Source organism: Streptomyces sp. NPDC051105, from assembly GCF_040682795.1.
In the GTDB taxonomy this organism is placed as follows: domain Bacteria; phylum Actinomycetota; class Actinomycetes; order Streptomycetales; family Streptomycetaceae; genus Streptomyces.
This window is the reverse complement of record NZ_JBFBBR010000008.1, coordinates 68,061-92,705: the sequence shown is the minus strand read 5'-3', so window position 1 is coordinate 92,705 and position 24,645 is coordinate 68,061. Positions and strand designations below refer to the sequence as shown.

Sequence of the window (24,645 nt, the reverse complement as noted above, 5' to 3'; positions counted from 1 at the left end):
CAGCATGTCGACCTTCGCCAAGCGTGAACGGCTTCTGTTCGCCGACCTCTTGGAGACCGCCGGTCCCGAGGCGCCGACCCTCTGCGAGGGCTGGCTGACCCGTGATCTGGCCGCGCACGTGGTGGTGCGCGAGCGCCGGCCGGACGCGGCCGGGGGCGCGCTGATCAAGCAGCTCGCGCCCCGCCTGGAGAAGGTGATGGCCGAGTTCGCCGCGAAGCCGTACGAGGAGCTGATCCAGCTGATCCGTACGGGGCCGCCGCGGTTCTCGCCGTTCCAGCTCAAGCAGATCGACGAGGCGGCCAACACGGTGGAGTTCTACGTCCACACGGAGGACGTCCGCCGCGCCCAGCCGGACTGGGCGCCGCGCGAGCTGGACCCCGTCTTCCAGGACGCCCTGTGGTCCCGCCTGGAGCGCACCGCCCGGCTCCTGGGCAGGGGGGTGCCGACGGGCCTGGTGCTGCGGCGTCCGGACGGCCAGACGGCCGTCGCCCATCGCGGCGCCCCGGTGGTGACGGTGACCGGCGAGCCCTCCGAGCTGCTGATGTTCGCGTTCGGCCGGCAGAACGCGGCGAAGGTCGCGGTGGACGGCGACGAGAACGCGATCGCCAAGCTGCACGAGTCCAAGCAGCTGGGCATCTGAGGGGCCCGTGATGATCAAGGTCGCGATGACGAACGTGTACGTGGACGACGTGCCGAAAGCGCACGCCTTCTACACCGACGTCCTCGGCTTCGAGACCCGCACCCACCTCGACCTGGGCGGCGGAACCCTGTTCATCACGGTCGGCGCGCCCGGCGGCGCCCAGCCGGACCTCCAGCTGCTCCTGGAGCCCGGCCAGGGCACCATCGCGGAGCCGTACCGCAAGGCGGTGTACGAGGCGGGCCTGCCGGCCATCGTCTTCTCGGTCGACGACATCCGGGCGGAGTACGACCGTCTGCACGCCCTCGGCGTCCGCTTCGCGCACGAGCCGCAGGAACAGGGCCCGGTGATCGCGGCCGTCCTCGACGACACGGTCGGCAACCTGATCCAGCTGACCCAGCCGAAGGGCTGAGCGGTCTCAGCGGGGCAGTTCGGCGCGGCGCAGCCCCGGTACGGCCAGCGCGACGACCCCGCCGAGCCCGCAGACGGCGGCGCTGACGACGTAGACCGGGCCGAGTCCGAAGACACCGATCGCGGCGGCCGTGAACGGCATGCTCAGCGGGGTCAGGCCCAGGCTGATCAGGCCGGAGACGGAGGTGACCCGGCCCAGGTAGGCGGGGTCGGCCTGGGTCTGCACCAGCGCCCCGCACATGGCGCCGCTGAGCCCGGCGAGCAGGCCGATCAGCAGGGCGACGCCGACCGCGCCGACGAGGCCCGGAACGAAGGCGAGGGCACCGATCGCGACCGACCCGGCGAGGATCGAGACGCCGGCGACCAGACCCGCGCGCGGCAGCCGCCCCCGCACGGTCAGCAGCAGTGAGGCGGCCCCGGCGCCGACGCCGAACCCCGCGAGCACCCAGCCCACACCGGCCGCACCCCAGCCGCGCCGGTCGGCGAGCAGGGTCAGCCCGACGTTGAGGGGGCTGACGAACCCCAGGTCGCCGAGGGCGATGGCCAGCATCAGGGGGGCCAGGACGCGGTGGCGGCGGATGTGGGCGAGGCCCGCCCGCAGGTCCTGCCAGGGGGTGGGGGCGGCGGTGCGGTCGTCGGCCGGGAGTTCCCGCACCCGCAGGGTCAGCAGCAGGGGGACCGATACGGCGATGAGCAGCCCGGCGAGGCCGAAGGCGGCCGCGGCGCCGCCGACCGCCACGCCGAGGCCGCCGAGCGGGGCGCCGAGGATGCCGGCGACGCGTATGGCGATACCGCGCATGCCCTGCACGCGCGCGAGTTGGTCGCGGCCGGTCACGCGCGCGGGGAGGGCGCCCACGGCGGGCATGAACACGGCGTCGACGGTGCCGAAGACCAGGGCGAGCACCGCGAGCAGCCACAGGCCGGGGCTGGTCAGGAAGAGCAGCGCGGCCACGGCGAGGACGGCCGCGCAGCGCACCGCGTCGCTGCCGATGACGACCTGGCGCGGCCCCAGCCGGTCGGCGATCACGCCGCCGAACAGCATCAGTACGGCCCTGGGCAGGGCGCTGACGGACATCACGATCCCGGCCTGCGTGGGTGAGCCGGACTGGACGGCGGCCCAGGAGAGGGCGATGTAGTAGACGCTGTCGCCGACCATGGAGGAGGTATAGGCGCCGAGCCAGCGCAGGACGTTGGGGTCGCGGTGGGCGGGCTTCGCGACGGCGGTGGCGGTGGCCGTCGCGGGCAGGGCGGTGGCGGTCACGGGCGTGGGCCCTTCTCAGAGGCGGAACGGGAAGCCGTACACGTGCAGCGCGACGTGCTCGCGCCCCTCGGTGTCGCCGTTCGCCTGGGCGGACCGGCCTTTCTCGTCGTACTTCCTCGCCAGCGCGACCAGTTCCTGGCGAAGTTCGTCCAGTTCGGTCGCGGTCAGGCGGAGCAGGGACTCACTGTCGGGCGCGGCGGCGTTCCACTGGGCGCTCCAGGTGGCGCGCTCGTCGAGGTAGCGGCGGTACATGTCGGCGCGCTGCTCGTGGAAGAGCCGGGTGGCGGCGAGGTGGGCAGCCGCCTTCTCGGGTGCGTCGCGGAAGTCCCGGTCCTGGATGCTGACGCCGTCCGACGAGGGCTGCCACCAGCGTTCCCGACCGTCCGCGCTCTGCGGTTCGGCCGCTTCGATCAGGCCGTGCTCGGCAAGCTTGCGCAAGTGGTAGCTGACCAGCGAGACGGCCTCGTCGACCTGCTCGGCGAGCTGCGAGGCGGTCGCCTTGCCGGCCACGCACATCCCTCGGTAGAGCTTCATGCGCAGCGGGTGGGCGAGCGCCTTGAGGGTGCCGACGTCGGTGATCCGGCGGTCCCGCTCCTTGTCCGTCATGACGCCGACCCTAGATAGGAAAGAAAAGTTGCGCAATATATTTTGCGCAACTTCTCTTTCGCATCTGGAGCCGTGCGGCAGGCATCCGGGGTCGTGCAGCAGAAGGCCCCGGCACCCCACCTGGGGGAAACCGGGGCCAGGGCTCAGCGCAGCGTCACCGCACGGGATGTCCCGCCTCGCGCAGCGCCTGCTTCACCTCGCCGATCCGCAGGTCACCGAAGTGGAAGACGGAGGCGGCGAGGACGGCGTTCGCGCCCGCCCCGACGGCCGGGGCGAAGTCGGCCAGCCGGCCCGCGCCGCCGGAGGCGATGACCGGGATGGTGACGTGCTTGCGCACGGCCGTGATCATCTCCAGGTCGTAGCCGTCCTTGGTGCCGTCCGCGTCCATCGAGTTGAGCAGGATCTCCCCCGCGCCCAGCTCGGCGGCCCGGTGCGCCCACTCGACCGCGTCGATGCCGGTGCCGCGGCGGCCGCCGTGGGTGGTGACCTCGAAGGTGCCTTCGGGGGTGCGGCGGGCGTCCACCGACAGGACCAGGACCTGGCGGCCGAAGCGCTCCGCGATCTCCCGGATCAGGTCCGGGCGGGCGATCGCGGCCGTGTTGACGCCCACCTTGTCGGCGCCCGCCCGCAGCAGTTTGTCGACGTCCTCGGCCGTGCGCACCCCGCCGCCGACGGTCAGCGGGATGAAGACCTGCTCGGCGGTGCGGCGCACCACGTCGTAGGTGGTCTCGCGGTCGCCGGAGGACGCGGTGATGTCCAGGAAGGTCAGCTCGTCGGCGCCCTCCGTGTCGTACACCTTGGCCATCTCCACCGGGTCGCCCGCGTCCCGCAGGTTCTGGAAGTTGACGCCCTTGACGACCCGGCCGTTGTCCACGTCCAGGCAGGGGATGACTCGGACCGCCAGGGTCATGCCGTGGCCTCCCCTCGGTACGCCTCCACCTCGACCTCGACGACCAGGCTGGGGTCCACGAGGCCGGAGACGATGATCATGGACGCGGCGGGCCGGACGGACTCGAACAGCTCCTTGTGAGCGCGTCCGACATCGTCCACGTCCCGGGCGTGGGTGACGTACATACGTGTCCGCACCACATCGTCGCGGCCCAGACCCAGCTGCCCCAGCGCCGCGAACGCGACGTTGAAGGAGTTGACCGTCTGCTCGTAGGGGCCGCCCCCGGCGATCTCGCCGTCCACTATGGAAGTGCAGCCGGAGACCAGCACCAGGCCGTTGGGCAGTTCCACCGCGCGGGAGTACCCGAAGGCGTCCTCCCAGGGCGCGCCCGTCGTGACACGTCGCAGCTCACTCACGGGGACACTGCCTCCAGTGCTTCTTCCAAGGTGAACGCCTTGGCGTAGAGGGCCTTTCCGACGATGGCGCCCTCGACACCGAGGGGTACCAGCTCGGCCAGCGCGCGGAGGTCGTCCAGCGACGACACGCCGCCGGAGGCCACGACCGGCCGGTCGGTCGCCGCGCAGACGTTCTTCAGGAGCTCCAGGTTCGGGCCCTGAAGGGTGCCGTCCTTGGCGATGTCGGTGACGACGTACCGCGCGCAGCCCTCCTGGTCGAGGCGGGCCAGCGTCTCGTAGAGGTCGCCGCCGTCGCGGGTCCAGCCGCGGCCGCGCAGGGTCGTGCCCTTGACGTCCAGGCCCACCGCGATCTGGTCGCCGTGCTCGGCGATGACCTTGGCGACCCACTCCGGGCTCTCCAGGGCGGCCGTGCCGAGGTTCACCCGGCGGCACCCGGTGGCCAGGGCGGCCGCCAGCGAGGCGTCGTCCCGGATCCCGCCGGACAGCTCCACCTTGATGTCCATCGCCCCGGCGACCTCGGCGATCAGCTCGCGGTTGTCGCCGGTGCCGAACGCGGCGTCCAGGTCGACCAGGTGCAGCCACTCGGCGCCCGACCGCTGCCAGGCGAGGGCGGCCTCCAGCGGGGAGCCGTAGGAGGTCTCGGTTCCCGACTCGCCGTGCACGAGGCGGACGGCCTGGCCGTCGCGGACGTCGACGGCGGGGAGGAGTTCGAGCTTGCTCACAGTGTTCCGATCCAGTTGGTGAGGAGCTGGGCGCCGGCGTCGCCGGACTTCTCGGGGTGGAACTGGGTGGCCCACAGGGCGCCGTTCTCCACGGCGGCCACGAACGGCTTGCCGTGCGTCGACCAGGTCACGAGGGGGGCCCGCAGCGCGGCGTTGTGCGTCTCCAGCGACCAGTCCTGGACGGCGTAGGAGTGCACGAAGTAGAAGCGCGCGTCGGCGTCCAGGCCCGCGAACAGCTCGGAGCCGGCCGGCACGTCCACGGTGTTCCAGCCCATGTGGGGCACGATCTCGGCCTGCAGCGGCTCGACCGAGCCGGGCCACTCGTCGAGCCCCTCGGTCTCCACGCCGTGCTCGATGCCGCGCGCGAACAGGATCTGCATCCCGACGCAGATGCCCATCACCGGCCGTCCGCCGGACAGCCGCCGGTCGATGATCCAGTCCCCGCGGGCCCCGCGCAGACCCTCCATGCAGGCGGCGAAGGCGCCGACGCCGGGCACCAGCAGCCCGTCGGCGTTCATCGCCGTGTCGAAGTCACGGGTTATCTCGACGTCGGCCCCGGCGCGGGCCAGCGCCCGCTCGGCGGACCGGACGTTCCCGAAGCCGTAGTCGAAGACGACGACCTTCTTCGAGGGTGCGCTCAATTCCACACCTCCAGCCTCATGACGCCCGCCACCAGGCACATCGCGGCTCCTATCGAGAGCAGCACGATGAGGCTGGTGGGCATCTTCTGCTTGACGAAGGAGATGATTCCGCCGACCAGGAAGAGGCCGACGACGATCAGCAAGGTGTTGAGCCCGGTCATGGCTTACAGCGCGCCCTTCGTCGAGGGGAGGATGCCGGCCGCGCGCGGGTCGCGCTCGGAGGCGTAGCGCAGCGCCCTGGCGAGCGCCTTGAACTGGCATTCCACGATGTGGTGTGCGTTGCGCCCATAGGGCACGTGCACATGCAGGGCGACCTGGGCTTGGGCCACGAAGGACTCGAGGATGTGCCGGGTCATGGTGGTGTCGTACTCGCCGATCATCGGGGCCATGTTCTCCGGCTCCGTGTGGACGAGGTACGGGCGGCCGGACAGGTCCACCGTGACCTGGGCGAGGGACTCGTCCAGCGGGACCGTGCAGTTGCCGAAGCGGTAGATGCCCACCTTGTCGCCGAGCGCCTGCTTGAAGGCGGCGCCGAGGGCGAGGGCGGTGTCCTCGATGGTGTGGTGCGAGTCGATGTGCAGATCGCCGTCGGTCTTCACGGTGAGGTCGAACAGGCCGTGCCGGCCGAGCTGGTCGAGCATGTGGTCGTAGAAGCCGACGCCGGTGGCGATGTCGGTCTTCCCGGTGCCGTCGAGGTCGATCTCGACGAGGACCGAGGTCTCCTTGGTGGTGCGCTCCACGCGCCCTACGCGGGTCATGCGTCCAGCTCCTTCTTGACTTCACGTACCGCGTCGAGGAACGCGTCGTTCTCTTCGGGGGTTCCGGCGGACACCCGCAGGAAGCCGGGCACGCCGTTGTCGCGGACCAGGACCCCGTGCTCGAGGATCCTCTGCCAGACCCCGTGGGGGTCCTCGAAGCGTCCGAACTGCACGAAGTTGGCGTCGGACTCGGTGACTTCCAGGCCGAGCGCCCGCATCTCGGCGACCAGCCGGTCCCGCTCGGTCTTCAGCTGCTCGACGTACTTCAGCAGGGTGTCGGTGTGCTCCAGGGCGGCCAGCGCGGTCGCCTGGGTGATCGCCGACAGGTGGTACGGCAGCCGGACGAGCTGTACGGCGTCCACCACCGCGGGGTGCGCGGCGAGGTAGCCGAGGCGCAGGCCGGCCGCGCCGAAGGCCTTGGACATGGTCCGGGAGACGACGAGATTCGGCCGACCTTCGAGCAGCGGCAGCAGCGAGGCGCCATGGCTGAACTCGACGTACGCCTCGTCGACGATCACCATGGACGGCCGGGCCGCCTGGGCCGCGTCGTACAGCGCGAGGACCGTCTCGGCGGGCACCGCGTTGCCCGTGGGGTTGTTGGGGGTCGTGATGAACACGACGTGGGGCCGGTGCTCGGCGATCGCGCGGGTGGCGGCCTCGACGTCGAGGGTGAAGTCGTCCTCGCGCGGGCCGGAGATCCAGGCCGTGCCGGTACCGCGCGCGATCAGCGAGTGCATCGAGTACGACGGCTCGAAGCCGAGTGCGGTACGGCCCGGTCCGCCGAAGGTCTGCAGCAGCTGCTGGATGACCTCGTTGGAGCCGTTGGCCGCCCACACGTTCTCGACGGCCAGCGGGTGGTTGCCGGTCTCGGTCAGGTACCTGGCCAGCTCGGTGCGGAGCTGGACCGCGTCCCGGTCGGGGTAGCGGTTCAGGTCCCGGGCGGCCTCGCGCACCCGCTCGGTGATCCGCTCGACCAGCGGCTCGGGCAGCGGGTAGGGGTTCTCGTTGGTGTTCAGCCGTACGGCGACGTCCAGCTGGGGCGCGCCGTAGGGGGACTTGCCGCGCAGCTCGTCCCGTACGGGGAGATCGTCGATTCCGAAGTTCACTTGCTCGCCGGTACCTTCCACCCGAACCTCGCCTTGATCGCCGCGCCGTGTGCCGGCAGGTCCTCCGCGTCGGCCAGCGTGACCACGTGGTGCGCGACGTCGGCCAGCGCCTCCTGCGTGTAGTCGACGATGTGGATGCCGCGCAGGAAGGACTGGACGGACAGCCCGGAGGAGTGGCAGGCGCAGCCGCCGGTGGGCAGCACGTGGTTGGACCCGGCCGCGTAGTCGCCGAGGGAGACCGGCGCCCAGGGCCCGACGAAGATCGCGCCCGCGTTGCGGACCCGGCCGGCCACCGCCGCGGCGTCCGCGGTCTGGATCTCCAGGTGCTCGGCGCCGTACGCGTCGACGACCCGCAGGCCCTCCTCCACACCGTCGACCAGGACGATCGCGGACTGCCTGCCCTTGAGCGCCGGGACGATCCGGTCGTCGACGTGCTTGGTGGCCGCGACCTGCGGTTCCAGCTCCTTCGCCACCGCGTCCGCGAGCTCCACGGAGTCGGTGACCAGGACGGCGGCGGCCAGCGGGTCGTGCTCGGCCTGGCTGATCAGGTCGGCGGCGACGTGCACCGGGTCGGCGGTGGCGTCCGCGAGGACCGCGATCTCGGTGGGTCCCGCCTCGGCGTCGATGCCGATCCGGCCGGTGAAGTAGCGCTTGGCGGCGGCGACCCAGATGTTGCCGGGGCCCGTGACCATGGTGACGGGCGGGCAGGACTCGGTGCCGTACGCGAACATCGCGACGGCGGAGGCGCCGCCGGCCGCGTACACCTCGTCGACGCCGAGCAGGGCGCAGGCGGCGAGGATGGTCGGGTGCGGCAGGCCTCCGGCCGGATCATTTTCAAAAGCGGGTGCCTGCGGCGGCGAGGCGAGCGCGATGGACTCGACGCCGGCCTCCTGCGCGGGCACCACGTTCATGACCACGGAGGACGGGTAGACCGACCGGCCGCCGGGCGCGTACAGCCCGACGCGCTCCACGGGCACCCACTTCTCGGTGACGGACCCGCCCGGCACGACCTGGGTGGTGTGGCTCGACCGGCGCTGCTCGCGGTGGACCAGACGGGCGCGCCGGATGGACTCCTCCAGGGCCGCGCGCACGGCCGGGTCCAGCTCCTCCAGGGCCCTGGTCAGGGCCTCGGCGGGCACCCGCACCTGCTTCAGGGTGACCCCGTCGAACTTCTCGGCGAAGTCGATCAGCGCCGCGTCGCCCCGATGATGCACGGCCTCGCAGATCGGACGCACCTTCTCCAGGGCGGCCGAGACGTCGAAGTCGGCTCGGGGCAGCAGGTCGCGCAGGGCGAGTCCCTCGGGGAGGGCGTCGCCGCGCAGATCGATTCGGGAGATCACAGGCTCAATTCTCTCAGACGGCACTCGGGGCCCGTCCGCGCGTATCAATGGCTGATACAGAACGTGAGCCAACGGCCGGTACATAGCCTGGCCGGAACCCGGAAGATCACCCTCACTTCTTGTGTTCGAGAGGTGACGGAGCGGGCATCACCGCTGGACGAACACCTGACTGGCGAGTAGCTGAGGAAGAAGGAAGAGCCGTGACAGAGGGGGTCCGGGACGGGGAACTGCCGGACGATCTGAACGCGGCCGAGGCCGGCATGTGGCAGGCCTTCCGCAACGGCAGCGTGTACGACCTGAGCAGTGGCGACGCGCGGATGGACGATCCGCACGGCGGCCATCCCTGGGGCCCCGAGCGGACCGTGCGGGCGCGGATCGTCTGCTGGCTGCTGCTCGACGGGCCGCCGCCGCTCGCGGGCCGGGTGTCCGCGCTGAAGCTGGCCGGCCTGCGGATCACCGGCACGCTGGACCTGGCGGGCGGCACGGTCACCCCGTACGTGGAACTGCGCGGCTGCCGGTTCGACGACGAGGTCCTGCTGCCGGAGGCGCACTTCACCACCGTGCGACTGGTCGACTGTGCGGTGCCGCGCCTCGAGGCGGCCCGGGTGCGCACGGAGGGTGACCTGCATCTGCCGCGCTGCCGCTTCCTCGGCGGGGTCCGGCTGACCGACGCGCACATCGGCACCGATCTGCTGCTGAACCAGGCGGTGGTGTACCGGGACCGCAGCGGGCGGTCGATCGCGGCGGACGGCATGACCGTCGCGCAGGATCTGCAGGCGGAGCTCCTCGAGTCGTACGGGGAGCTGAGCCTGCGCAGCGCCAAGGTGGGCGTCTCGCTGAGCCTGCGCGGGGCCCGGCTGCGCAATCCGCACGGGCGGTTCGCGCTGAACGCGCCCCAGCTGACCGTCGGCCGCACCCTGTACCTGACCCCGGCCGGGGTGGGCGGCCCCTGGCAGAGCGGCACGACCCCGGCGCGCGGGACCCGGATCCAGCGGTTCGAGTGCCAGGGCGGGATCCGGCTGGACGACGGGCGGTTCGGGGACGCCGTCGACCTGGAGCGGGCGCGGTTCACCTTCACGGACGACCAGGAGCTGTCGCTGCGCCGGGTCCAGGCGCCGGAGCTGCGGTTCCTCGGGGAGGAGCCGCAGCGTGGCCGGGTGGTGCTGTCGGGCGCCCGGACCGTGAACCTGGTGGACCAGGCGACCAGCTGGCCGGGTCCCGGGCGGCTGCACATGGGCGGCTTCGCCTACGAGAACCTGGTTCCGCAGGGTCCGTTCCCGCTGATCCGGCGGCTCGGCTGGGTGGCGGCGGCGACGGCCGAGTACAACCCGGAGCCGTACGAGCGGCTCGCGACCGTGCTGCGGGCCGCCGGTGAGGACGAGGACGCGCGCGAGGTGCAGCTCGCCAAGCAACGCCGGCGCCGCGAGACGCTACCGGTCGCCGCCAAGTTCTGGGGATACGCGCAGGACCTGACGGTGGCCTATGGCTACCGCCCGGGCCGGGCGGCGGTGTGGATGGCGGTGCTGTGGGCGGCGGGCACGCTCGCCTTCGCTCACGCTCCGCACCCGCCGATGACCTCCGGCGGGCATCCGGCCTGGGACCCCGCGCTGTTCGTCCTCGATCTGCTGCTGCCGGTGATCGACCTGGGCCAAGCGGGCCAGTGGCGCCTCACCGGCGGCTGGCAGTGGGCGGCCGCGGCGATGATCCTGCTGGGCTGGATCCTGGCGACGACGGTGGCGGCGGGGGCCACGCGACTGCTGAGGCGCGGCTAGGCCCGGCCGAGCGCGGCCAGCCGGGACTGACAGGGGCCGACAGGGGCAGACAGGGGCAGACAGGGCCTGACAGGGGCGGGGCTGACAGGGGCGGGGTGAGAGGCGCCGACGCATACTGGCACTGACAGGTACCGGCACTGACAGGTACTGGCACTGAAAGGTAATCAACAGGTGAGCATCCCTCACCTTTTACCTGCCCTTGACCTGGACCCGTACAACTTTCGCCGAGTTGGCCTGGCGGTCTGGCGCGCGCTCGATCCCCGGACTTTCAATGGCGACACCATGGCTTCGCTGCGTGCGCTGTTCCGTTCCGCACGGACCGCAAGGACCCCGCGCCCCGCCCTCGGCCCGCTGCCGGCCGACGACGAGGTCTTCCTCGACGCGCCCGACGACCGGCTCGCCCCCGTGCTGGTCGCGGCCGGCCGGGGCGAGTACCAGCCCGCCGCGCGGCTGCTGGCCGGCACCAGGGCCGCGGCCGAGTGGGAGGCACGCGACCGGTACGTGCGCCGGCTCGCCCTCTTCGCCCGTTCCCGGGCCGAGTGGCTGGACGACTGGTCCACGGCCGCCCCCCACGACCCGGACCTGCTCCTGCTGCGGGCCCAGCTGGCGGTGGACCAGGCCTGGCCCTCCCCGGCCCGGACCGAGTTGCTACGCGCGGTGAGTCCGCTGATCACGGCGGCCGCCCGCGGCGACGACCGCGATCCGGTGCCGTGGCGGGTGGCACTGGACCACGCCCGCGGCTCCAACGCCGGTCACAAGTACTTCGAGGAGCTGTGGGAGGCGGCGGTCCGCCGCGCCCCGCACCACTACGGCTGCCATGTGGCGGCCGTGCGCTATCTGGGCACGTACTGGCACGGCTCGCACAGCGAGTGCTTCGACTTCGCCGATCTGGCCGCCCAGGACGCCGCGGCCGACTCCCTCGTCCAGGCCCTCCCGGCCCGGGCGGCCTTCGCCTATCTCACCGACGGCTGCGGCCCGCTGGTGCCGCGCGCCCGCCTGGACGCGGCGGCCGACCGGGCGATCGCGCTGTCCGACCGGCTCCCGGCGGCCGACCCCTGGCCGGCCGAGGTCCGCAACAAGCTGATGTACCTCCTGGTCCGGCTGGAACGCTGGGAGGCCGCCCGCGCCCAGCTGCACCTGATCGGTCCGTACGTCACGTCGTTCCCCTGGGACCGCCTGTCCGACGACCCGCTGGGCCATTTCGTACGGCTGCGCGCGCACCTGCTGGCCGGTACGGAACCCCTCCCCGAGACCGGACCGGTCCCCTCACAGGGGAGCGCGGGACGCCCACGGACCGAGCACGGCGGACACGTCCCCGCCGATGACCACTAGGCTGTGGCGCCGTGACCACCGTCCGTCTTCCCCTCTTCCCGCTGAACTCGGTGCTGTTCCCGGGGCTCGTGCTGCCGCTGAACGTCTTCGAGGAGCGCTATCGCGCCATGATGCGCGATCTCCTGAAGACCCCCGAGGAGGAACCGCGCCGGTTCGCCGTCGTGGCGATCCGCGACGGCCACGAGGTGGCACCGACCGCGCCGGGCATGCCGGATCCGACGGCCCAGCCCGACCGGGGGCCGGCGGCCGGCTTCGGGCCCGACCCCCTCAAGTCCTTCCACCGGGTGGGCTGTGTGGCGGACGCCGCGACGATCCGGGAGCGGGCGAACGGCACGTTCGAGGTGCTGGCGACCGGCACCAGCCGGGTGCGGCTGCTCTCCGTGGACGCGTCGGGGCCGTTCCTGACGGCCGAGCTGGAGGAGCTGCCGGAGGAACCGGGCGACGAGGCGGGCGCGCTGGCGGAGGGGGTGCTGCGGGCCTTCCGCCAGTACCAGAAGCGGCTGGCGGGGGCGCGGGAGCGGTCGCTGTCGACGGGCGTCGAGCTCCCCGACGAACCGTCCGTGGTCTCCTACCTGGTCGCGGCGGCGATGATGCACGACATCCCCACCAAGCAGCGGCTGCTCCAGGCTCCCGACACCGCGTCCAGGCTCCGCGACGAGCTGAAACTTCTTCGCTCCGAGACGGCGATCATCCGTAACCTGCCGTCACTGCCCGCGGCGGAGCTGACGCGGGCGCCGACGAACCTGAACTGAGCCGGGGTCCCTGTCATGCCGAAGAAGCCGAACAAGAAGCAGCAGTCCGGGGGCACGCCGGCGACGGTGGCCCTGACCGCGGCGGGGGTGGACTTCACCGTCCACTCCTACGACCACGACCCCTCCCACCCGTCCTACGGCGAGGAGGCGGCGGAGGCGATGGGCGTGTCCCCCGACCGGGTCTTCAAGACCCTGGTCGCGGACGTGGACGGCGCGCTCACGGTCGCGGTGGTGCCGGTGGCGGGCAGCCTGGACCTGAAAGCCCTGGCGACGGCGGTCGGCGGCAAACGAGCGGCGATGGCGGACCCGGCCCTGGCCGAGCGCACGACGGGCTACGTCCGCGGCGGCATCTCCCCGCTGGGCCAGCGCAAGAAGCTCCCCACGGTCCTGGACGCGTCGGCGTCGTCCCACCCCACCATCTGCGTCTCGGCGGGCCGCCGCGGCCTGGAGGTCGAACTGTCCCCGACGTCCCTGGCCGACCTGACGAACGCGACCCTGGCGCCCATTGGGCGTGCGTGACCTCTCGACGAGGCTCCCGTTCTCGGTTAATCACGGGAGACATGTCGAAGGAGACACGGAAACGGAAGTGGCGCACGAAGAAGGGCCACGCGAACCACCCACCAGGGGCGGGGGCCGAAGGGGGCGCAGCCCCCTGGGGGTGGGACGGGTAAGGGCGGCGGGGGCGGAGAGCTACGCCGGCGGAGCCGCGTACGGTCCGTCCTCGTAGGGCGGCTCCGGATCCCGCGGACCGAACAGCGCCGTCAGCCCCAGATGCACCAGCAACGCCGACAGCGACCATGCCAGCAACGCCCCCTTCGCCCCCAGCTTCAGCGGCGCCGAGAACGTGACCCCCTTGCCCACGGCCTTCGCGTGCGCGATCACGTCCTGCTGCGGCCCCAGCCACACCCCCAACCGCCACGCCAGCAGCGACCCGAGCAGTCCCCCGATCCCCAGCGCCACCACCAGCGGCACACCCCCGGCCCGCCGCCACAGAAACACCGCGACCGCGCTCACCGCACCGAACGCCAGCGCCAGCAGCGTGAACGCCCCGTCCACCCCCACCGCCTGCTCCCCCTCGGTGTCCTTGAGGTAGACCACCCAGCCCTTGCTGGAGTGGTCCCCCACCAGTGGGACGTGCGGCGCCAGCCACAGCCACAGCAGCCCGAGCAGCACCCCGCTCACCGCCACCGCGAGAACGATCACCGCGGCCTGACGCAGTTCGGTCTTCATTCCGGGACCGTCCTGTCCGTACTCTGCTTCGACCGTCCCGGCAGGCGGCGGTGCCTGCCAGGCCTGGTGCGGGGACTGGTCGTGCGGCGGCGGAGGCGGCGTCAACGGTGCGGTCACCCTGACATCGTGCCAGGCCGGTCTGTGCGGCGCGTCACCGGACGGCGGCCCGGCGGTACGCCCAGGTGGCGACGGCCAGCGAGACGACCCCCACGCCGGCACACACGCCCAGGTCCGCGAGGACGACGGCCCAGTCGGGCTGCGCCCCGAAGGTCCGGGCGTAGGCCTCCACGCCGTACGTCGAAGGCAGCAGGTCGCGCGCGAGCTGGATGATCCCCGGCATCCGGTCCGGCGGCAGCACCCCGAGCAGCAGCGCCGCCGACATACCCAACTGCCCGAGCAGCGTGGCGAGTTCGGGCCTCGACGCGAGCAGTCCGCAGGCGGCGCCGAGCCCGGACAGGGCCGCCCCCGCCAGCGGGATCACGGCGAGGAGAATCCACAGGTTGCTCAGCGGCAGCCCGAACAGCACACACCCGAAGACGGCCGTCACCAGCGTCCCCGGCACGGTGAAGGAGGCGTACGCCGCGGCCGCCCCGAGCACCACGGAGGCCGGCGGCACCGGCAGCGTGGCGTAGTGGTCGAGGCCGCCACTCGCCCGCAGCTGCCCGAAGTACTGCGCCAGCAGGTTCAGGGCCACATAGGCGACGACCACCACCGACGACCCCGCCACCACGGACTGGGCCTCGCCCCGGCTGTCCACCACGCCCCGCATCATGATCATGATGCCGACGGACTGGAAGGTAGCGACGAACAGCAGCGGGATCCGCGCCACCCGGGCACGGGACAGCTGCGCCCGGTAGACGGCCACCAGCGACGGCCACAGACGCGCACGGGGGCCTAGCTCGACCGCCGGGCGCGGCACCGTCTCCTCCAGGGCCAGGGCACCGCCCGGCAGAACCTCCGCGGGTACGACACTCACGTCGCGCAGCTCCTCTTCCCAACGGCATCCACGGCACATACGGCCGCCGCGCCTTCCGGTACGGGCCCGGTCGCCCCGGCGTTCACGCTCATGCCTTCACCAGCCCCTGCCGTGCGGCGCCGCCCAGCGCCAGATAGACGTCCTCCAGGCTGGGCGTGGCGAGGGTGAAGTCGTCCAGGGCGGCGAAGGCGGCCCCGCCGGTCACCGTGGCGACGACGGCACGCGCCTCCTCGGGTGCGAGCCGCAGCGTCCAGCGCCGGCCGGACTCGACGGCACGCTCCCGCAGGACGGCCACCTCGGGCACGTCCAGCGGGGCCCGCTCCCGCCACACCAGCTCGACCCGGACCTCGCCGGCGACCCGTTCCTTGAGTCCGGCCGGGGTGTCACAGGCGATGACCCGCCCCTGGTCGAGCACGGCGACCCGGTCGAGGACCGTCTCGGCCTCGATCACGTTGTGGGTGACCAGGACGACGGTCGCGCCGTGCTCGGCCCGCCGCCGGTCGACGGCGGCCCACACGGCCCGCCGGGCCACCGGATCCATCCCGGTCGTCGGCTCGTCGAGCACCAGCAACGGCCGCTCCCCGACCAGCGCCGCGGCGAAACAGGCCAGCCGCCGCTGCCCTCCGGAGAGCTTCTTGATCGCCCGCCCGGCGAGGGGGCCGAGCCCCAGCTCCTCGAGCACGGCGTCCCGCTCGGCCCGGGCCCGCCGTACGTCCAGGCCGCGTAGCCGCCCGGTGGTCTCGGCGGCCAGGGACACGGTCAGCTCGTCCAGGGCGCTGGACTCCTGCCCGAGATAGGCGAGGATCCGCGCGGCCCGCTCCGGATGCCGCACGATGTCGTGGCCGAGGATCTCGACGGTGCCGGTGTCGGGCCGCAGCAGCCCGGTGAGCTGTCGTACGAGGGTCGACTTGCCGGCGCCGTTCGGCCCGAGCAGCCCGAAGATCTCCCCGCACCGGACATCGAGGTCCACCCCATCGGTGGCCCGGACCTCCGGCACCGCGGGGGTTCCACGGCGCCCTTTGACCGCGGCGTAGGTCTTGGTCAGCCCACGCACGGCACACACCACGTCACTCTGCTGCCGAAGTGCCCGACCCACGCCCGTACTCACAAGGGACGAGACTACGGGGTCGCCCCCGTTTACTCGTCTTTGGGGCCGTCGGCCTCGCGCCCCGGGGTCCACTCATTCGGCCGGTGCGTGCTCCGCCGCACCCGCCGGCACATCGATCTCTCTCCAGAACCCCGCCCTGATGGCGTACCGGTCGTGCTCGTCGATCTGGTCGTCCTTGTGGGCCAGCAACCCGAACCGGGCCGCGTACCGCAGCAGCTCCCCGTCGATCCGATGCGGAATCCGCGGATACATCCCGGACAGCCTCTGCACATGGTGCTGGTCGCCCAGCCGCGAGATCCACCGCCGCGCGAACACCTGCCCGACCTCGAAGGGATCCCCGCCGACGGTCGTGATGTCCTCCTCCCGGTCGGCCCACCGCTGCTCCGCGGTCGTCAGCTGCGCCAGCGTCGGCATGGAGGCGGCCTCCGCGGGCTCCGCGACGGCCCCCGGCCGGTCCACCCATCCCTTGTCGGAGGACCACCGCAGGGTCGCGGTGGTCGCCGGATTCTGGACCGGCTGCGCGCCCGGCGCCCGCAGCGCGGCGAGGTCCTTCGGCGTGGGCACCCCCTTGGGCACCGGCACCCGCTCGACCGCCCCGTTCTCCGCCGCGTTCGCCACCGGCGCCCGCTCGGCCTCCTCGGCCCCCGGGTCGGACGCGCCCGCCAGCCCCGAGTCGGGCAGCGGCGCGGAGAGGATCGCGGCGATCTCGGGCCGCGGCGCCGGCGGCGGCGCACAGACCGCGGTCAGCTCCTTCGCCCGTACCGCCTGGGTGATCCACGCACGGTCCAGGACCCGCCGCTCGTCGGCCTCGGCGACCAGGTCCTCGGACTGGTTGTAGTCCCCGTCGGCGGCCTGCACGGCCCACAGGTGCACGGCGACCCCGTGCTCCTTCGCGGCCATCATGCCCGGCAGCAGATCACCGTCTCCGGTCACCAGCACCACGTCGGAGCAGGCGCCGTTGCGGGCCAGCTCGGTCAGCTCGGCGTGCATGGCCGCGTCCACTCCCTTCTGCGCCCAGCGGCCGTCGCTTCGGGTCAGCGCGCCGAGCCGGACGGTCACCCGGGGCATCACGCGCAGCCGGCGGTGTTCCGGCTGCGGGACGCGGTCGGGGGCGCCGTCGAACCAGTAGATGCGCAGCAGTGGACGCTCGGTGTCGGATTCCGCGCGGTCGCGCAGCGCCTGGATGAGCGCGGCGTGGTCGACGGTGATCCGGGATCGGGAGGGCTCACCGGCGAGGAGACTGGCGGCGGCACCCAGCAGATACCCGGCGTCCACCAGGACGATGCAGCGGTCCACGCGACTCACCCTCTTTCCGGGAGGTTTGCTTTCGGGGCTTCCTTCGAGTCTGCCCGACGGCGCGGGGCTTAACGGCCCGAACTCGATCTTCGGCGTGGCGTTTCGGCACCTTGCTCTCCGACAAACCCTGTCACAGACGGTAATTATCCGAAATGCGTCTGTTGTCAGCCTATGTGAATCTGAATCCGGCCCCTAGATCCCCCACAGGAGGCAGATCACCATGGCCAAGAACAAGAACCGCAAGGGTGGCTCTCAGAACCGCACCCCCCAGGCCGAGCAGACCCACGAGCACCCGCAGCGTACGTCGACGGAGTCCCAGGACTCGCCGGTGTCGCACATCCAGGGCAGCCCGGCGGATATTGCTCGCAAGAAGCAGAAGAGCTTCGGCCACAACTGAGCGGACTGACCAGGTCCCACCGGGCTGTTGAAGCCCAAACACGCAGGAGGGGCACACCCGGTGCGGGTGCGCCCCTTCCGCGCGCGTACGACCGGAGAACCTATCCGGCCAGGCAGGACGGCCCGAGCAGCACCTTCAGGTCGCCGAACAGGGCCGGGTCCGGCTTGACCCGGTGCCGGTCGAGGCGCAGCACGGTCGTCTTGGTCGGGCCCTGGAGCTTGATCCGGACCTCGCTGTCGCCCTTGTGGTGGCTGAGGATCTCGCCGAGGCGGCTGACCATGGGCGGGGTGACCCGGGTGGCGGGGATGGTGAGGATCACCGGTGCGTTGGCGCCCGCGGCGGACAGGTCGGGAATCGTGAGCTCCATCGCCACCAGGCGAGGCACGTCCTCGCGCTTGTCGAGGCGCCCCTTGACGAACACGACCGCGTCCTCGACGAGTTGGGTCGAGATCAGCTGGTAGGTCGCCGGGAAGAACATGCACTCGATGGAGCCCGCCAGGTCCTCGACGGTGGCGATCGCCCAGGCGTTGCCCTGCTTGGTCATCTTGCGCTGGAGGCCGGAGATGATACCGCCGATGGTGACGACCGCGCCGTCGGCGTGCTCGCCGCCGGTCAGCTGCGCGATGCCCGCGTCGGCCTTGTCGGAGAGCACGTGCTCCAGACCGAAGAGCGGGTGGTCGGAGACGTACAGTCCGAGCATCTCCCGTTCCTGGGCGAGCAGATAGGTCTTGTCCCACTCCTCGGTGGTGAACTCCACGTCGAGGCCGAACCCCGGCTCGTTGCTGTCCTCCTCGCCCATCCCGCCGAAGAGGTCGAACTGCCCCTCGGCCTCCTTGCGCTTGACCTGCACCACGTTGTCGATCATCGGCTCGTACTGGGCGGTGAGGCCCTTGCGGGTGTGCCCGAGCGCGTCGAAGGCGCCCGCCTTGATCAGGGATTCCGTGGTCCGCTTGTTGCAGGCGGTGGCGTCGACCTTGTCCAGGTAGTCGGGGAAGGAGGCGAACTTCCCCTTCGCCTTGCGGGCCTTGATGATCGACTCGACAACGCCGGTGCCAACGTTGCGCACGGCCTCCAGGCCGAAGAGGATCACGTCGTCGCCCTGGGCGGCGAAGTTGTGCACCGACTCGTTGACGTTCGGCGGGAGCACCTTGATGCCCATGCGGCGGCACTCGTTGAGGTAGACGGCCGACTTGTCCTTGTCGTCCTTGACCGAGGTGAGCAGGCCGGCCATGTACTCGGCGGGGTGGTTCGCCTTCAGGTAGGCGGTCCAGTACGAGACCAGGCCGTACGCGGCGGAGTGCGCCTTGTTGAACGCGTATCCGGCGAACGGGACCAGCACGTCCCACAGGGCCTGGATCGCCTCGTCGCTGTAGCCGTTCTTCCGGGCGCCGGCCTGGAAGATGGTGAAGTTCTTGGCCAGTTCGTCGGGCTTCTTCTTGCCCATCACGCGCCGGAGGATGTCGGCCTCGCCGAGCGAGTAGCCGGCGATGATCTGCGCGGCCTTCTGCACCTGCTCCTGGTAGACGATCAGGCCGTAGGTGACGGCCAGGACCTCTTCCAGGGGTTCCTCCAGCTCCTTGTGGATCGGGGTGATCTCCTGGAGCTTATTCTTGCGCAGCGCGTAGTTGGTGTGCGAGTCCATGCCCATCGGGCCGGGACGGTAGAGCGCCGACACGGCGGAGATGTCTTCGAAGTTGTCGGGCTTCATCAGGCGCAGCAGGGAGCGCATGGGGCCGCCGTCGAACTGGAAGACGCCCAGGGTGTCGCCGCGCTGGAGGAGGTCGAAGGTCTTCGGGTCGTCGAGCGGCAGGGACAGCAGGTCGAGGTCGATGCCCTTGTTGGACTTCACCATCTTGACGGCGTCGTCCATGATCGTCAGGTTGCGCAGGCCGAGGAAGTCCATCTTCAGCAGGCCGAGCGACTCGCACTGCGGGTAGTCCCACTGCGTGATGGTCACGCCGTCGGTGTGCCGCACCCAGATCGGGGCGTGGTCGACGATGGGCTCGCTGGACATGATCACGCCGGCCGCGTGCACACCCATCTGCCGGACCAGGCCCTCGACGCCCTTGGCGGTGTCGATGACCTTCTTGACGTCCGGTTCGTTCTCGTACATCCCGCGGATCTCGCCCGCCTCGTTGTACCGCGGGTGCGAGGGGTTGGTGATGCCGTCCAGGTCGATGCCCTTGCCGAGGACGTCGGCGGGCATCGCCTTGGTGAGGCGGTCGCCCATCGCGTACGGGTAGCCCAGCACGCGCGCGGAGTCCTTGATGGCGTTCTTGGCCTTGATCTTGCCGTAGGTGCCGATCATGGCGACCTTGTCGGCGCCGTACTTCTCGGTCACGTACCTGATCACCTCGACGCGCCGGCGCTCGTCGAAGTCGATGTCGACATCGGGCATGGAGACGCGCTCGGGGTTGAGGAACCGCTCGAAGATCAGGCCGTGCGGGATCGGGTCGAGGTCGGTGATGCCCATGGCGTAGGCGACGATCGAGCCGGCCGCGGAGCCTCGGCCGGGGCCGACGGCGATGCCGTTGTTCTTGGCCCACATGATGAAGTCGGCGACCACCAGGAAGTAGCCCGGGAACCCCATCTGGATGATGACGTCCATCTCGTAGTCGGCCTGCTTCTGGCGGTCCTCGGGGACGCCGCCGGGGAAGCGGCGCTCCATGCCGCGGCGGACCTCCTCCTTGAACCAGGTGACCTCGGTGTAGCCGTCCGGGATGTCGAACTTCGGCATGAGGTTCTTCGCCTGGAACATGCCGGTGGTGTCGACCATCTCGGCGACCAGGAGGGTGTTGGCGCAGCCCTGCTGCCAGGCGTCCGAGGAGTCGACGGCGTACATCTCGTCCGTGGACTTCAGGTAGTAGCCGGTGCCGTCGAACTTGAAGCGGTCCGGGTCGGAGAGGTTCTTGCCGGTCTGGATGCAGAGCAGGGCGTCGTGGGCGGCCGCCTCGTGCGCGTACGTGTAGTGCGAGTCGTTCGTCACCAGCGGCGGGATGCCGAGCTTCTTGCCGATCTCCAGGAGGCCGTCGCGGACGCGGTGCTCGATCTCGATGCCGTGGTCCATCAGCTCCAGGAAGTAGCGGTCCTTGCCGAAGATGTCCTGGTAGTCGGCGGCCGCCTTCAGGGCCTCGTCGTACTGGCCGAGGCGGAGCCGGGTCTGGAGCTCGCCGGAGGGGCAGCCGGTGGAGGCGACGATCCCCTCGGACCACTGGGAGATCGTCTCCTTGTCCATCCGGGGCCACTTCTGCAGCCAGCCCTCGGCGTAGGCGTCGGAGGAGAGCCGGAAGAGGTTGTGCAGGCCGGTACTGTTCACCGCCCACATCGTCTTGTGGGTGTAACCACCGGAACCGGAGACGTCGTCCCGCTTCTGGTGCGGCTGGCCCCACTGGATCTTGCGCTTGTTGCGCCGCGACTCGGGCGCGACATACGCCTCGATCCCGATGATCGGGGTGACTCCGGCCTTCTGCGCGGTGTGGAAGAAGTCGTACGCCCCGTGCAGGTTGCCGTGGTCGGACATGGCGATGTGCGTCATGCCCATCTCGTTGCAGGCGTTGAACATGTCCTTCAGCCGCGCGGCACCGTCCAGCAGCGAGTACTGGGTGTGAACGTGCAGGTGCGTGAACGGCGGCTTTGACACGGTTTCGGCCTCCAGAGGAAACAGGCGTCGACGATCTTCCGACCGACTGCGTACCGACTGCGGACAGTCTGGTGGGACGGCGAAATCCTATGCCTCGGCACTGACAATCCGCCCGCCACCCCGCGTACCTTCAGGCGAAGAAAGCGGGCACTCCCCCGGACCTTCGCACGTTGGTCCGAGGAAGAGATCCGCACCACATGTCACGTACCACCCGTACCAGGAGGCACCCAGCGATGTCGGTCCCCCAGCTCAACGGCGAGCAGCGCGGCGAGGAGATCCTCGCCGTCTTCGACACCGCCTTCGGCGAGCTCCTGGCCGCCGACCCGGCCGCGTTCCGCGTGAAGTTCCGGAAGATGGCGGCCTCGGCCTTCGCCTTCTACCGGGGCACGGCGGGGCTCTTCTACCACGACGTGGACGCCGAGAAGCGCGGCGGCCCGTTCCTGGACGAGCGCACCTCGCGCGTGTGGATCCACGGCGACCTGCACGCGGAGAACTTCGGCACGTACATGGACTCCAACGGCCGCCTGGTCTTCAACGTCAACGACTTCGACGAGGCCTACGTCGGCCCCTTCACCTGGGACCTGAAGCGCTTCTCCGCCTCCATCGCGCTGATCGGGTACGCGAAGGCGCTCAGCGACGAGCAGATCACCGAGCTGGTCGAGGTGTACGCGGGCGCGTACCGCGAGCGGATCCACGCGCTGGCGACCGGCGCCAAGAGCGACGAGGTGCCGCCGTTCACCCTGGACAGCGCTGACGGCCCGCTGCTCGGCGCGCTGCGCGCGGCCCGCTCGCTGACCCGCTTCGAGCTGCTGGACTCGATGACGGAGATCCGCGACTGGGAGCGCCGCTTCGCCGCCGGCGGCGGCTCCATCGAGCTGGACGCCGCCACCCGCTACAAGGTCCTCGCCGCCTTCGACGGCTATCTGGAGACGCTTCCGGAGTCGTCCCTGTCCCGCCCGGACTCCTACCGCGTGAAGGACGTCGTCGGCCGGCGCGGCATCGGCATCGGCTCGGCCGGTCTGCCGTCGTACAACATCCTCCTGGAGGGCTCCACGGACGCCCTGGAGAACGACGTCGTGATCTACATCAAGCAGGCCCAGACCCCGGCCGTCTCCCGGCACATCACGGACCCGGCGATCCGCGACTACTTCCAGCACGAGGGCCACCGCACGGTGATCTCCCAGCGGGCCCTGCAGGCGCACGCCGACCCGTGGCTGGGCTGGACCGAGCTGGACGGCTCCGGGCAGCTGGTCGCCGAGGTGTCGCCGTACGCGGTGGACCTGGACTGGAGCGACATCGACGACCCGGAGGAGATCGCGGCGGTCGTCGCGGACCTCGGCCGGGCCACGGCCTCGATGCACTCGGCGGCCGACGACCAGTCCGGCGAGTCCCTGGTGCCGTTCTCCACCGAGCGGGCCATCGACGCGGCGATCGCGGCGGACGAGGAGAGCTTCGCACCTCTGCTGACCGACTTCGCGCACAGCTACGGCGCACGCGCGCGTGCCGACCACCAGATCTTCGTCGACCTCTTCCGCAACGGCCGCATTCCAGGCCTGTAACCTTCGCCAATTCTCAGGGCCTTTTTAGGGGTCCCTTACATGAGTACGTGACAGACTCTCCACCGCTATGGACATATCCGGGACCCAGCTCAGAGCCGTGCGCGCGGCGCTGTTCACGGCCTTCGTCGTGACACTCAGCACCGCGTCGCACGTGCTGCTGTCCCGGGCCCCGCTGCCGTTCACGACGGTGGCCGCGGTCGCCGCCGGGGTGTTCGTCGGGGCGTACGCGCTGGCGGGCCGCGAGCGCGGCTTCGGCCGGATCGCGGCCCTGCTGGTCCCGCTGGAACTGGCCGCCGACACGGTCTTCACCACCGGCCAGCACGCCTGTTACGGCAGGGCCGGCGGCCCCATCGCCGGCCCGCTGCGCGCGGTCGGCTTCGACGTGCTGTGCCACGGGGGTGCCGTCGGCACCCCGCTGGCCCAGATGACCGGCGGCTCCCGGGCCGCCGCGGCGCTCGCCCACGCCGACCCGACCGCCGCCTGGCTGCTGCTCGCCGCACATGTCGGCGTCGGCCTGCTGGCCGCTGCCTGGCTGCGCCGCGGCGAGCGCGCCCTGACCCAGCTGCTGCGCGCGATCGCCGCCACCACCTTCCGCCCGCTGCTCGTCGCGGTCGCCGCGGGCACGGTCCGGCGGGTTCCGGTACGACGGCTGCCGCGTCCGGCGCCGCGTACGGCCGCGGCCCGCGACCTGGTCCTCGTGCACTCCCTGGGACGGCGTGGACCGCCGTGCTCCCGGGCGCTCGCCCTGCCCTTCGCCTGAGCGCCCTCCCCCGCGAGCACACCCCTCGTTCGAGCACGACGAGTCCCCCACACGTATCCCGCGTACGACATGTGCGCGTCCCATATGGAGATCACCAACATGAGCAAGCGGAACAGCCAGTCCGCCAAGAACGCGGCCCGGGAGCGACTGCGCGTCGAGCGCGAGAAGCAGGCCAGGCGGGCCAAGGTCAAGCGCCAGGTCATCGTGGCCTGCTCGGTCGTGGCCGTGCTGGCCGCGGCGGGCGGCATAGGTTACGCCGTCGTCCAGGCCAACAAGCCGGGCTACTGGGAGGACGAGAAGTCCGCCAAGGTGGTCGCCCCGGCCAACACCACGGGCACGGACGGCACCACGGTCGTGATCGGCAAGTCCACCGCCAAGAAGACCCTCAAGGTCTACGAGGACCCGCGCTGCCCGATCTGCGCCCAGTTCGAGCAGACCGTCGGCTCCACGGTGAAGAAGGACATCGACGACGGCAAGTTCAAGATCCAGTACATCGGCGGCACGTTCATCGACGGCGACTCGCTGGGCAAGGGCAAGATCGGCACCAACGGCGAGGGCTCCAAGAACGCGATGAGCGCCATGGGCGCCGCGCTGAACGTCAGCCCCGAGGCGTTCCTGGAGTACAAGACCGCCCTCTACTCCACGAAGTGGCACCCCGAGGAGACGGACGACAAGTTCAAGAACGACAGCTACCTCATCCAGGTCGCCAACACCGTCCCGGCGCTGAAGAACAACAAGACGTTCCAGGACGCCGTGAAGTCCGGCAAGTACGACGCCTGGGCGCTGGCCATGTCGAAGACCTTCGACACCAACAAGGACGGCGTGACGGGCACCCCGAGCTTCGTCATGAACGGCAAGATGCTCACGACCGACTCCAACGGCAACCCGCCGATGACGGTCGCGGACTTCACCTCCCTGGTGGACGCGGCCCTCAAGGCGTAACCCGGGCGCTGTGCACAGGTGCGGCGCCGGCTCCGGGTGAAGAGCAGGCGAACTTTTCCTGGTTCGCCTGCTCTTGTTCATACTGGTCAGTAAC

25 protein-coding genes are annotated in these 24,645 nt (G+C 71.1%); 10 read left to right on the top strand and 15 right to left on the bottom strand.

Annotated features, from left to right (window positions below):
- The first annotated feature begins 4 nt into the window (after positions 1-4).
- Positions 5-640 (top strand): TIGR03085 family metal-binding protein, encoded by a 636-nt coding sequence (locus tag AB0N16_RS20890; protein ID WP_365798740.1) that lies wholly within the window; start codon positions 5-7, stop codon positions 638-640.
- A gap of 10 nt (positions 641-650) precedes the next feature.
- Positions 651-1,049, top strand: coding sequence for a VOC family protein (locus AB0N16_RS20885; RefSeq protein ID WP_365798738.1), 399 nt, complete (start codon positions 651-653; stop codon positions 1,047-1,049).
- Positions 1,050-1,055: 6 nt separating this feature from the next.
- Here the strand turns inward: AB0N16_RS20885 and AB0N16_RS20880 are convergent, their stop codons facing one another.
- The 10 genes from AB0N16_RS20880 to hisD all read right to left on the bottom strand — a co-directional run bounded on the left by AB0N16_RS20880 (position 1,056) and on the right by hisD (position 8,787).
- A complete protein-coding gene (locus tag AB0N16_RS20880) occupies positions 1,056-2,309 on the bottom strand; it encodes an MFS transporter (protein ID WP_365798736.1) in 1,254 nt (417 codons plus the stop codon).
- A 15-nt stretch (positions 2,310-2,324) separates the two neighbouring features.
- The gene (locus tag AB0N16_RS20875; RefSeq protein ID WP_365798734.1) at positions 2,325-2,915 is read right to left on the bottom strand and encodes a helix-turn-helix domain-containing protein; all 591 of its coding nucleotides are present in this window, start codon (positions 2,913-2,915) and stop codon (positions 2,325-2,327) included.
- Between the two features lie 154 nt (positions 2,916-3,069).
- Positions 3,070-3,825: an imidazole glycerol phosphate synthase subunit HisF gene (gene hisF / locus AB0N16_RS20870; RefSeq protein ID WP_365798732.1), complete on the bottom strand. Its 756-nt coding sequence runs from the start codon at positions 3,823-3,825 to the stop codon at positions 3,070-3,072.
- Entirely contained in the window at positions 3,822-4,220 is a 399-nt protein-coding gene (locus AB0N16_RS20865; RefSeq protein ID WP_365798730.1) for a RidA family protein, read from the bottom strand. The genes hisF and AB0N16_RS20865 overlap by 4 nt, the downstream gene beginning before the upstream one ends.
- Positions 4,217-4,942, bottom strand: coding sequence for a bifunctional 1-(5-phosphoribosyl)-5-((5-phosphoribosylamino)methylideneamino)imidazole-4-carboxamide isomerase/phosphoribosylanthranilate isomerase PriA (gene priA, locus AB0N16_RS20860; RefSeq protein ID WP_351732568.1), 726 nt, complete (start codon positions 4,940-4,942; stop codon positions 4,217-4,219). Before priA ends, AB0N16_RS20865 begins: the two co-directional genes overlap by 4 nt.
- On the bottom strand, positions 4,939-5,589 hold the full coding sequence (gene hisH, locus AB0N16_RS20855) for an imidazole glycerol phosphate synthase subunit HisH (RefSeq protein ID WP_365798728.1): 651 nt from the start codon (positions 5,587-5,589) through the stop codon (positions 4,939-4,941). The genes priA and hisH overlap by 4 nt, the downstream gene beginning before the upstream one ends.
- The gene (locus AB0N16_RS20850) at positions 5,580-5,744 is read right to left on the bottom strand and encodes a hypothetical protein (protein WP_365798726.1); all 165 of its coding nucleotides are present in this window, start codon (positions 5,742-5,744) and stop codon (positions 5,580-5,582) included. Before AB0N16_RS20850 ends, hisH begins: the two co-directional genes overlap by 10 nt.
- Positions 5,745-5,747: 3 nt before the next feature.
- Positions 5,748-6,341, bottom strand: coding sequence for an imidazoleglycerol-phosphate dehydratase HisB (gene hisB / locus AB0N16_RS20845; protein ID WP_028422551.1), 594 nt, complete (start codon positions 6,339-6,341; stop codon positions 5,748-5,750).
- Positions 6,338-7,447, bottom strand: coding sequence for a histidinol-phosphate transaminase (locus AB0N16_RS20840; protein WP_365798724.1), 1,110 nt, complete (start codon positions 7,445-7,447; stop codon positions 6,338-6,340). Before AB0N16_RS20840 ends, hisB begins: the two co-directional genes overlap by 4 nt.
- Positions 7,444-8,787 (bottom strand): histidinol dehydrogenase, encoded by a 1,344-nt coding sequence (gene hisD / locus AB0N16_RS20835; protein WP_365798722.1) that lies wholly within the window; start codon positions 8,785-8,787, stop codon positions 7,444-7,446. Before hisD ends, AB0N16_RS20840 begins: the two co-directional genes overlap by 4 nt.
- 200 nt (positions 8,788-8,987) lie before the next feature.
- On the opposite strand from hisD, the gene AB0N16_RS20830 reads away from it, so the two are divergent.
- The 4 genes from AB0N16_RS20830 to ybaK all read left to right on the top strand — a co-directional run bounded on the left by AB0N16_RS20830 (position 8,988) and on the right by ybaK (position 13,162).
- On the top strand, positions 8,988-10,559 hold the full coding sequence (locus AB0N16_RS20830) for an oxidoreductase (RefSeq protein WP_365798720.1): 1,572 nt from the start codon (positions 8,988-8,990) through the stop codon (positions 10,557-10,559).
- A 282-nt stretch (positions 10,560-10,841) separates the two neighbouring features.
- Positions 10,842-11,891, top strand: coding sequence for a hypothetical protein (locus AB0N16_RS20825; RefSeq protein WP_365798718.1), 1,050 nt, complete (start codon positions 10,842-10,844; stop codon positions 11,889-11,891).
- Positions 11,892-11,902: 11 nt separating this feature from the next.
- Entirely contained in the window at positions 11,903-12,643 is a 741-nt protein-coding gene (locus AB0N16_RS20820; RefSeq protein ID WP_365798717.1) for an LON peptidase substrate-binding domain-containing protein, read from the top strand.
- Between the two features lie 15 nt (positions 12,644-12,658).
- Positions 12,659-13,162, top strand: coding sequence for a Cys-tRNA(Pro) deacylase (ybaK, locus tag AB0N16_RS20815; RefSeq protein ID WP_365798715.1), 504 nt, complete (start codon positions 12,659-12,661; stop codon positions 13,160-13,162).
- A 171-nt stretch (positions 13,163-13,333) separates the two neighbouring features.
- On the opposite strand, the gene AB0N16_RS20810 is transcribed toward ybaK, so the two are convergent.
- The 4 genes from AB0N16_RS20810 to AB0N16_RS20795 form a co-directional block, all read right to left on the bottom strand.
- The gene (locus tag AB0N16_RS20810; protein ID WP_365798713.1) at positions 13,334-13,990 is read right to left on the bottom strand and encodes an AAA family ATPase; all 657 of its coding nucleotides are present in this window, start codon (positions 13,988-13,990) and stop codon (positions 13,334-13,336) included.
- Between the two features lie 34 nt (positions 13,991-14,024).
- Complete coding sequence (locus tag AB0N16_RS20805; RefSeq protein ID WP_365798711.1) at positions 14,025-14,849, bottom strand: ABC transporter permease; 825 nt, start codon at positions 14,847-14,849, stop codon at positions 14,025-14,027.
- A gap of 88 nt (positions 14,850-14,937) precedes the next feature.
- Positions 14,938-15,912 carry an ABC transporter ATP-binding protein gene (locus AB0N16_RS20800; protein ID WP_365798709.1) on the bottom strand — a complete coding sequence of 325 codons (975 nt, stop codon included), beginning with the start codon at positions 15,910-15,912 and terminating at the stop codon, positions 14,938-14,940.
- Positions 15,913-16,029: 117 nt separating this feature from the next.
- Entirely contained in the window at positions 16,030-17,253 is a 1,224-nt protein-coding gene (locus tag AB0N16_RS20795; protein WP_365798707.1) for an NYN domain-containing protein, read from the bottom strand.
- A gap of 220 nt (positions 17,254-17,473) precedes the next feature.
- Between AB0N16_RS20795 and AB0N16_RS20790 the strand changes: the two genes are divergently transcribed.
- On the top strand, positions 17,474-17,650 hold the full coding sequence (locus AB0N16_RS20790) for a hypothetical protein (RefSeq protein ID WP_365798705.1): 177 nt from the start codon (positions 17,474-17,476) through the stop codon (positions 17,648-17,650).
- Between the two features lie 100 nt (positions 17,651-17,750).
- On the opposite strand, the gene dnaE is transcribed toward AB0N16_RS20790, so the two are convergent.
- Positions 17,751-21,290: a DNA polymerase III subunit alpha gene (dnaE, locus tag AB0N16_RS20785; protein ID WP_365798703.1), complete on the bottom strand. Its 3,540-nt coding sequence runs from the start codon at positions 21,288-21,290 to the stop codon at positions 17,751-17,753.
- 233 nt (positions 21,291-21,523) lie between these two features.
- Between dnaE and AB0N16_RS20780 the strand changes: the two genes are divergently transcribed.
- From AB0N16_RS20780 to AB0N16_RS20770, 3 genes are all read left to right on the top strand, one after another.
- A complete protein-coding gene (locus AB0N16_RS20780) occupies positions 21,524-22,849 on the top strand; it encodes a DUF2252 domain-containing protein (RefSeq protein ID WP_365798701.1) in 1,326 nt (441 codons plus the stop codon).
- Positions 22,850-22,916: 67 nt separating this feature from the next.
- Positions 22,917-23,609, top strand: a complete 693-nt coding sequence (locus AB0N16_RS20775) for a hypothetical protein (protein ID WP_365798699.1) — start codon at positions 22,917-22,919, stop codon at positions 23,607-23,609.
- A gap of 99 nt (positions 23,610-23,708) precedes the next feature.
- Positions 23,709-24,551 carry a thioredoxin domain-containing protein gene (locus AB0N16_RS20770; protein ID WP_365798697.1) on the top strand — a complete coding sequence of 281 codons (843 nt, stop codon included), beginning with the start codon at positions 23,709-23,711 and terminating at the stop codon, positions 24,549-24,551.
- Positions 24,552-24,645 lie beyond the last annotated feature (94 nt).

Coding starts and splice junctions, on each gene's coding strand:
- AB0N16_RS20790 (WP_365798705.1), top strand. CDS start 17,474: ATGGCCAAGAACAAGAACCGCAAGGGTGGCTCTCAGAACCGCACCCCC.
- AB0N16_RS20875 (WP_365798734.1), bottom strand. CDS start 2,915: ATGACGGACAAGGAGCGGGACCGCCGGATCACCGACGTCGGCACCCTC.
- hisF (WP_365798732.1), bottom strand. CDS start 3,825: ATGACCCTGGCGGTCCGAGTCATCCCCTGCCTGGACGTGGACAACGGC.
- hisB (WP_028422551.1), bottom strand. CDS start 6,341: ATGACCCGCGTAGGGCGCGTGGAGCGCACCACCAAGGAGACCTCGGTC.
- AB0N16_RS20825 (WP_365798718.1), top strand. CDS start 10,842: ATGGCTTCGCTGCGTGCGCTGTTCCGTTCCGCACGGACCGCAAGGACC.
- AB0N16_RS20770 (WP_365798697.1), top strand. CDS start 23,709: ATGAGCAAGCGGAACAGCCAGTCCGCCAAGAACGCGGCCCGGGAGCGA.
- AB0N16_RS20775 (WP_365798699.1), top strand. CDS start 22,917: ATGGACATATCCGGGACCCAGCTCAGAGCCGTGCGCGCGGCGCTGTTC.
- ybaK (WP_365798715.1), top strand. CDS start 12,659: ATGCCGAAGAAGCCGAACAAGAAGCAGCAGTCCGGGGGCACGCCGGCG.
- AB0N16_RS20780 (WP_365798701.1), top strand. CDS start 21,524: ATGTCGGTCCCCCAGCTCAACGGCGAGCAGCGCGGCGAGGAGATCCTC.
- AB0N16_RS20885 (WP_365798738.1), top strand. CDS start 651: ATGATCAAGGTCGCGATGACGAACGTGTACGTGGACGACGTGCCGAAA.
- AB0N16_RS20850 (WP_365798726.1), bottom strand. CDS start 5,744: ATGACCGGGCTCAACACCTTGCTGATCGTCGTCGGCCTCTTCCTGGTC.
- AB0N16_RS20890 (WP_365798740.1), top strand. CDS start 5: ATGTCGACCTTCGCCAAGCGTGAACGGCTTCTGTTCGCCGACCTCTTG.